The organism is Candidatus Bandiella numerosa, assembly GCF_021811875.1.
Lineage (GTDB): Bacteria > Pseudomonadota > Alphaproteobacteria > Rickettsiales > Midichloriaceae > Aquirickettsia > Aquirickettsia numerosa_A.
This window is the reverse complement of the sequence record NZ_JAJBJD010000298.1, coordinates 1-244: the sequence shown is the minus strand read 5'-3', so window position 1 is coordinate 244 and position 244 is coordinate 1. Positions and strand designations below refer to the sequence as shown.

The 244-nt window shown below is 33.6% G+C and carries 1 pseudogene; it reads right to left on the bottom strand.

What is annotated here, in order from left to right:
- Positions 1 to 20: 20 nt before the first annotated feature.
- A pseudogene (locus tag L8D11_RS05675) lies at positions 21 to 244 on the bottom strand (hypothetical protein); the annotation flags it as partial.

Below are 244 nucleotides of genomic sequence, written 5' to 3'. Positions count from 1 at the left end.
AGCATAAATATTAGATAGCGTTAAGCAACTTTTAGAATCAACTCATTGTCAATATTTGCTTCATAAAGATTCCACTCATTAGAGGACATAGTCGCTTTAATCTGCAAAACATTGTGAGCATTCTCTCTGGTCCACTGCATTTTTTGTTTTCGCTTGAATCTAGTATTTATTTGAGACTCTACTATAGTCTCTGCAATACTGCTTGTATATGGTAGATTAGCTTCTTTTCTTTCCATGTAGTTGA